The sequence below is a fragment of the Slackia sp. genome (genome assembly GCF_977041755.1).
The window spans coordinates 1-7,005 of sequence record NZ_CDRRGL010000100.1; the positions used below are offsets into that span (position 1 = coordinate 1).

Sequence of the window (7,005 nt, forward strand, 5' to 3'; positions counted from 1 at the left end):
CGAGTACGGTCCGTACACCGGCGAGATGCAGGGTCGCAAGAATGGCGGCATGATCGCCATGAGCACCGACAAGGCCGTTGCGTACGCTCTTGACACGCTGCAGCAGCGCGGCCGCCTGTTCGTGAAGCCGGGCGACGAGTGCTATGAAGGCATGATCGTCGGCGAATCGGCCAAGGAAGGCGATATGGTCGTGAACGTGTCGAAGACCAAGAACCTGGGCAACCAGCGCTCTTCGACCGCCGATAAGGCCATCCAGCTTACCCCGCCGGTGACGTTCACCCTCGAAGAGGCTCTGGAGTACATCGAGGACGATGAACTCGTCGAGGTTACGCCGCAGTCCATTCGTATGCGCAAGCGCCTGCTTTCCGCAACCGACCGCCGCAAGGCTAACAAGAACTAGCGAATTCCATTTCGCCGCTTTGAGACCCGCCCGCGCATACGGGCGGGTCTTTGTATATACATGCGTTTATTCCCATGCGCCGAAATGCCCAATTTGCCGTATATGGCCGTGCATTTTGGGCGTTCGCGTGGTGTGCGTGTGGGTGTATTGTGACGGCGTTAAACCCTTTTTTCGCCTGTGGGAAAATACTGGCCCGTACACAAAGGGCAAAAGCGAATGCGGCATGGGGAGAGTTTAGGTCGCGTCCCGTTTACCCTTGCCCATAAGAGAAGGTAGGGCTTAATGAAGAAGATGAACTTCTTGAAAATCGCCTGCGCTGCGGCACTTTCCGCCGCATGCTGTTTTGCCGCCGTTGGCTGCAGCCAGACGAAAAGCGATTCCGGCGACGTGTCGGTGAGCGATACGTCCGAAGGCGTTGCTGCCACGGTCAATGGCACGGAAATCGGCGAGAAGGCCGTGACTTCGTACATCGCAAACTTCCGCAGCATGTCGAATCTTGAGTCCGACGCCGACTGGGCACAGTGGCTCGTCGACAACAATTACACTGCGGCCGACATTCGCGAGGAAGTCATCAACTATTACGCGAGTCAGGAACTCGTTCGCCAGGCTGCCGAGGAAAACGACATTAAGGTCGAGTCTTCCGAAATCGATTCCCAGGTGCAGCAGATGCGCTCTTACTACGATTCCGATGAAGATTGGGAAAATGCGCTGAAGCAGATCGGCACCACCGAGTCGCAGTATCGCTCGCTGCTTGAGGTTTCCATGCTTCAGCAGGCTCTTCAGGAAAAGGTTGCCCAGCCGGAAGATCCCACCGATGAAGAGCTTCTGCAGTACGCCCAGATGTATGCCACTTACTACAACGGCGCAAAGAAATCGAGCCACATCCTGTTCAATTCCGATGACGAAGCTACCGCCCAGGAAGTGCTCGACAAGATTAACTCCGGCGAGCTCGACTTCGCTGAGGCCGCAAAAGAGTATTCTCAGGATGAAGGCAGCAAGGAAGACGGCGGCAATGTTGGTTGGGATAAGCTGACGTCGTTTGTCGATGAGTATCAAACCGCGCTCGATGGCCTTGAGGAAGGCCAGGTTTCCGGCCTGGTAACCTCGAGCTATGGCATCCATATCATCAAGTGCACCCAGGTGTTCAACGCTCCTGAGGAAGTCACGTCGATCGACCAGCTTCCGTCTGAGTTCATGGATTCCATCAAGTCCACCCTTGAGGCTTCCGCCAAGCAGCAGGCTTATTCGCAGTGGTATCAGGACTACAAGAGCAATGCCGACATTCAGATCAACGACATGCCGAGCGGTCTTGCCTACGATGTAAGCCTCGATGGCGTCGAACCTTCGAGCACGTCCGCTTCGACGGAATCTGATGCAAGCACTTCCGCCGACTCTTCGACTGAATCTTCGGCCGAGAACGCCTCGACTGAGTCTTCTCAGCCCGCCGAGACAAAAACCAACTAGGCGCAACAACGCACTCAATCAAGAAACCCGCTTCGGCGGGTTTCTTTGTATTCTCTATCTGTTAAATGCTCGCAGCGTTTAACAGGTATGTGCTTGCCCAGTGTGACGAAATCTCACCCCCAGATAATCATTCGAAACAGAAAAAATGAAGAAATGCTTCGTTCGCACCTAAAGTCAGCGAGCGTGCGCCCGGCGCGGCAGATTGCCCCGCCGCATGGCCAAGCGTACTTTGGTACGCGCCGCGCCATGCACAGGGGGTAAGATGACGTGCCCGGCGCACGCGCAGTGTCAGGTCGGCTCAAAAGAAAAACGCCGTTCGTTAGAACGGCGTAAATAAACAACTGGCGGAGAAGTGGGGATTCAGAATCGCGCTGCGCGCGCTTCACCTCGTCGGCTAAAGCCTCCTCGCGATTCGCTGAAAACAGCTCACTGGGCTGTTTTCCTGGCGCGAATCGACCTCATCGGTTCGAATCCCCCTTGTTGTTGTCGTAAAACAAAACAGGCACGGTTTCCCGTGCCTGCGGCATTTCAAGACTGGCGGAGAAGTGGGGATTCGAACCCCAGATACCCTTGTGGGGTATACTCACTTAGCAGGCGAGCACCTTCGGCCTCTCGGTCACTTCTCCGCTCGTGACGCACATTTTTGCGCGTGCAGGGGTGTATGATACCGTGACACCTATCCAAATGCAAGGGAGACTTGATGACTTCATCGCTGAATCACCACAGAGCTTCGCAAAAACGCTTCGCGCGTACCTTCATTTTGCAATTCCTTATTGTCGCGATCGCTGCGGTTGCCATGCTTGCATGCATGCCTTCGCACGCGTACGCCAAATCGTACACATGCCCAAGCGTCACGATAGATGCCCAAGCGAACGCCGACGGCTCGCTTGATGTCACCGAAGCGCGCACATTCGATTTCTCTGGCAATTTCACAGCGGTGTGGTGGACCTTCGACAACATGCCGACCAAGGAAAGCATGCTTTCGGTGAAATCGGTATCGCTTACCAATGAGTCCACAGGTGAGACCCAGACGCTTTCCCCCGTAGAATTCCAACGAGCGTGGCGCGAGGCCGGCGGCGCAGGATACCCGTCGTATTCCATCGACGAGGACGAGAACACCGTGTATGTGTTCTTCGACGAATCCGATTCTGAAGTCACGATGACGCTCTCGTACTCCATTTCGAATTTCGTTCAGGTTTACGACGACGTCGCCGAGGTGTATTGGCAATATATCGGCCATGGTTGGGCGGTCGACAGCGACCATGTCACCACGACGCTCACGGTTCCGGTTCCTGCAGGCACGCAGGTTCGTGCGGGCGACAATGTGCGCGCATGGGGCCATGGTCCGCTCGACGGAAGCCTGTCCATTGGCGATGATGGCGCGATTTATGCGCAGGTCTCTTCGGTAAGCGCGGGCGGCTATGCCGAAATCCATTCGGTATTCCCTGCGGAATGGATGAACGTTTCAGGCTCGGCGGCCAACAAACATATGGGCAATCGGCTCGATTCCGTGCTCGAGGATGAAGCCCAGCTTGCGAACAAGGCGAATGCCTCCCGTCTGCAGTCGCTTCTCTTCATTGTGGTGTGCTTGGTTGCCGCCATCGGCATTATCGTGTGGGCGGTGTTCATGTTCTTCCGCCATGGCCGCGAGTATAAGCCCCAATTCCAGGATGAATACTGGCGCGATGTGCCTGCAAAGGGTCTTTCGCCCGCAGTTATCGGGCGACTGTGGCGTTTCGATGCCGAGTCCCCCAATGACCTCACGGCGACGCTCATGCATCTGTCCCATATCGGCGCAATTCGGCTCGATGCCGGCAGCTACGAAGCGCCCAGCAAGGGGTTTTTTGGCATGGGCGGCAGCAAAACGGTGAACGATTACTACATCACGCGCCTTCCTGGCTGGGAAGAAAAGGTCGTCGACCCTATCGATAAAAAGACGATGGACCTCGTATTCAAGAAAATTGCCAAGGGTGCCGATTCCTTGTGGTTTGGCACTATTCAGCAGTTCGGAACCGATTACCCTGAGTCGTTCAACGACGCTATGGAAAGCTGGCAGGGCGTGGTTTCGGCTGAAACGAACAAGTGCAACTTCTTCGAGGAAAAAGGTTCGCACTATCGCGTGATTTTCTTCGTGCTCGCAGTGCTGCTGGGCATCGTGGGCGTCTTCTCGCTTTTCGTGACCGACGAATTCACGTTGTTCTTGGCGTTCATTCCGCCCGTGGTGGTGCTCGCGGTGCTTTCGAAGTTCATGCAGCGTCGCAGCCGCGAGGCGGTTGAAATTCATGCCAAGTGCGTCGGCCTGCGCAACTGGCTCAAAGATTTCAGCGCGCTCGACGAACGCCTGCCCACCGATGTGAAAGTGTGGGGCGAAATGATGGTGTATGCCTACATGTTTGGTGTCGCCGAAGAGGCTATGAAGGCGCTTCAGATGAAACTGCCCCAGGTCATCCAAGACGAGGACTTCGCGACATCGACGGGCTATTGGCTCATGCCCCACTATTACGGCATGCCGGGTGGTGCGGCCGCTCCCGTTGTGAGCCCCGCCGAAATGTTCCAAACCATGCAGGCCAACACCATGCAGACGGTTTCCGAGGCGCTCAGCGCCGCATCGAGCAGTGATGGCTCGGGTGGCGGCTTCTCGGGTGGCGGTGATTTTGGCGGAGGCGGCTTCGGTGGAGGAGGCGGCGGCGCAAGGTAGCCGCTTGTTTCCGCACGCCGCCCCGAAAGCCTTTCGCGCCACGTATCATTTAGTTATCCTGCGCCTCTTTTATTCCGATGCTTTTTACACGTTATACTTTAGTGAGAAAAAGCGTTCGCGAGTGAAAGAGGCGATTTTCATGGCTGAAGAAAAGGCGTTGGTCGGAATCATCATGGGCAGCGAAAGCGATATGCCCAATATGGAGCCGTGCATGAAGCAGCTTGAGGAGTTCGGCATTCCTTACGAAGTGAAGGTTGCCAGCGCGCATCGCAAGCCGGCCGAGGTGCATGAATGGGCATCGGGCGCCGAGGGACGCGGCATGCGCGTTATCGTTGCCGCCGCCGGCAAGGCCGCCCACCTTGGCGGCGTGGTTGCTGCCTATACTCCGCTGCCGGTTATTGCCGTGCCTATGAAAACGAGCGACTTGGGCGGCCTCGATTCGCTTCTCTCTATGGTCCAAATGCCCTCTGGCGTGCCCGTTGCATGCGTTGCCATCAATGGCGCGAAAAACGCTGCGATTCTCGCGGTGCAAATGCTCGGCACGGGTTGCGATGAATGCCGCAAGAAGATCTCTGATTTCAAAGCGAAGATGGCTGAATAATGACGAAGAAATTGCTCATGGGCAACGAGGCCTTCGCGCATGCCGCGCTCGAGGCGGGCGTTGCCGTGGTCGCAGGCTATCCGGGCACGCCCTCGAGCGAGCTTATCGAAACCGTTGCGAAGTGCGTGCAGGCGGGTGCCGCCGAAAACGTGCATGTTGAATGGTCGACCAATGAAAAGGCGGCGCTCGAGTTGCTCGCCGGCGCATCGTATGCCGGCGCGCGCACGCTGTTCACCTGCAAGCAAGTTGGCCTCAATGTCGCGAGCGACCCGCTCATGAGCTTGAATTATGTGGGCGTCGAGGGCGGCTGCGTCATCTATGTGGCCGACGATCCAGGCCCTATTTCGTCGCAGACCGAGCAAGATACGCGTCGTTTTGCGTCGTTCGCCAAGATTCCTGTGTTCGATCCATCGAGCGTTGAGCAGGGTGTTGAAATGCTCCCGCGCGCCTTCGCGCTTTCTGAACGCTATCGAACGCCGGTTATCGTGCGTCCAACGACGCGCGTGTGTCATTCGTCAACGTTCGTCGATGTGGCTGAAAAAACGCAGGGCGCGCCCGTGAAGGGCTTCGCGAAAGACGATTCTCGATGGGTTATTTTTCCTGCGCGAGCATATCGCGGACATAAAGAAATCAACAGCCGATTGGCGAAGATTGCCGATGAATTTTCAGGCGCATGCGCTTCCGAGACGCCGAGTGGTTTGGCATCGGAGGATCTTTCTCGCTTCAATCCCATCGAAAATCACGGCGATGCGCCGAAAATCGGCATCGCGTGCGGCGGCGTGTCGACTGCGTATGCGAAAGAGGCGCTTTCGATTCTTGAGCACGCGGCAAAACAGACGACTTCTGCGGCTGGTGTTGCCGGCGGTGAGTGCGGCGAGGCTCTTCCGAGCTATCGTTTCATGCAAATCGGCACGCCGTTCCCGTTCCCCGAGGTTCGCGTGGATGAATTCCTCGATGGCCTCGATGCCGTTATCGTGTTCGAGGAACTTGATTCGGTTATTGAAGACGGCCTCGTTCATGTGGCCGGCTTGCGTGCGGCGCGAGGCAAGAGCGCTCCTCGGGTTCTTGGCCGTGCGTCGGGCGCGTGCCGCGATGCTGGCGAAAACGATGCTGATGATATTGTTGAGCGTTTGAGCTGGTTCTTCGATGAAGCCTTGCTGCGTCGCGAGGGTGTTTCGGGCGACGAGCTCATGCGTAAAATTGAAGAACGCGCCAATGCGCGAGCTCGTGCGCGCGAAGCCGCGGCGCCCAATCTCGATATCGAGCTTCCCGCACGCCCACCGGTGTTGTGCGCAGGCTGCCCCCATCGTGGTTCGTTTTACGCATGCAAGCAAGCGCTCAAGAAAATGCGCGTTCGCGGTATCTTTTCGGGCGATATCGGCTGTTACACCTTGGGCAATGCCAAGCCGCTCGATGCTGTGGATACCTGTTTGTGTATGGGCGCGGGCATCACGATGGCGCAAGGTCTCGGCGTTGTCGATTCTGCGGCGAAAGAGCTCGCTTTCGTGGGCGATTCGACGTTTTTTGCGAGCGGCATCACGGGCGTTGCCAATGCCGTATACAACCAGCACGACATCACGGTGTGCGTGCTCGATAATTCCACTACGGCTATGACGGGTGGGCAGCCGCATCCTGGCACGGGCAACACGCTCATGGGACGGAAAAGCGTGCCGCTTTCTATCGAACGCGTCCTCGAGGCGCTTGGCGTGGAATGCATCGAGTTCGCCAACCCCCATCATCTTGATGAGAGTATCGATGCGGTCACGAAGGCGGTTTCTTTCGAGGGCCCGTCTGCGGTTATCTTCCGCGCGCCGTGCGTGAATCTCATTAAACCCGAGGCTC

At 57.0% G+C, this 7,005-nt stretch carries 4 protein-coding genes, 1 tRNA gene and 1 pseudogene; 5 read left to right on the forward strand and 1 reads right to left on the reverse strand.

Annotated elements, in window-relative coordinates; translation table 11 throughout:
* Together ACWI8T_RS07330 and ACWI8T_RS07335 are read left to right on the forward strand one after the other, a co-directional pair.
* Window positions 1–400, forward strand: a pseudogene (locus ACWI8T_RS07330) (translational GTPase TypA); the annotation flags it as partial.
* Between the two features lie 282 nt (window positions 401–682).
* Window positions 683–1,864, forward strand: a complete 1,182-nt coding sequence (locus ACWI8T_RS07335; RefSeq protein ID WP_443730373.1) for a peptidylprolyl isomerase — start codon at window positions 683–685, stop codon at window positions 1,862–1,864.
* A gap of 535 nt (window positions 1,865–2,399) precedes the next feature.
* On the opposite strand, the gene ACWI8T_RS07340 is transcribed toward ACWI8T_RS07335, so the two are convergent.
* Window positions 2,400–2,490, reverse strand: a tRNA-Ser gene (locus ACWI8T_RS07340).
* A 74-nt stretch (window positions 2,491–2,564) separates the two neighbouring features.
* On the opposite strand from ACWI8T_RS07340, the gene ACWI8T_RS07345 reads away from it, so the two are divergent.
* The 3 genes from ACWI8T_RS07345 to ACWI8T_RS07355 form a co-directional block, all read left to right on the forward strand.
* Entirely contained in the window at window positions 2,565–4,562 is a 1,998-nt protein-coding gene (locus ACWI8T_RS07345; RefSeq protein WP_449138467.1) for a DUF2207 domain-containing protein, read from the forward strand.
* A gap of 139 nt (window positions 4,563–4,701) precedes the next feature.
* Window positions 4,702–5,163 carry a 5-(carboxyamino)imidazole ribonucleotide mutase gene (gene purE / locus ACWI8T_RS07350; protein WP_114616346.1) on the forward strand — a complete coding sequence of 154 codons (462 nt, stop codon included), beginning with the start codon at window positions 4,702–4,704 and terminating at the stop codon, window positions 5,161–5,163.
* Window positions 5,163–7,005, forward strand: a 1,843-nt coding sequence (locus tag ACWI8T_RS07355; protein WP_449138468.1) for a thiamine pyrophosphate-dependent enzyme, incomplete at its 3' end; no start/stop codon positions are given. The genes purE and ACWI8T_RS07355, both read left to right, overlap by 1 nt.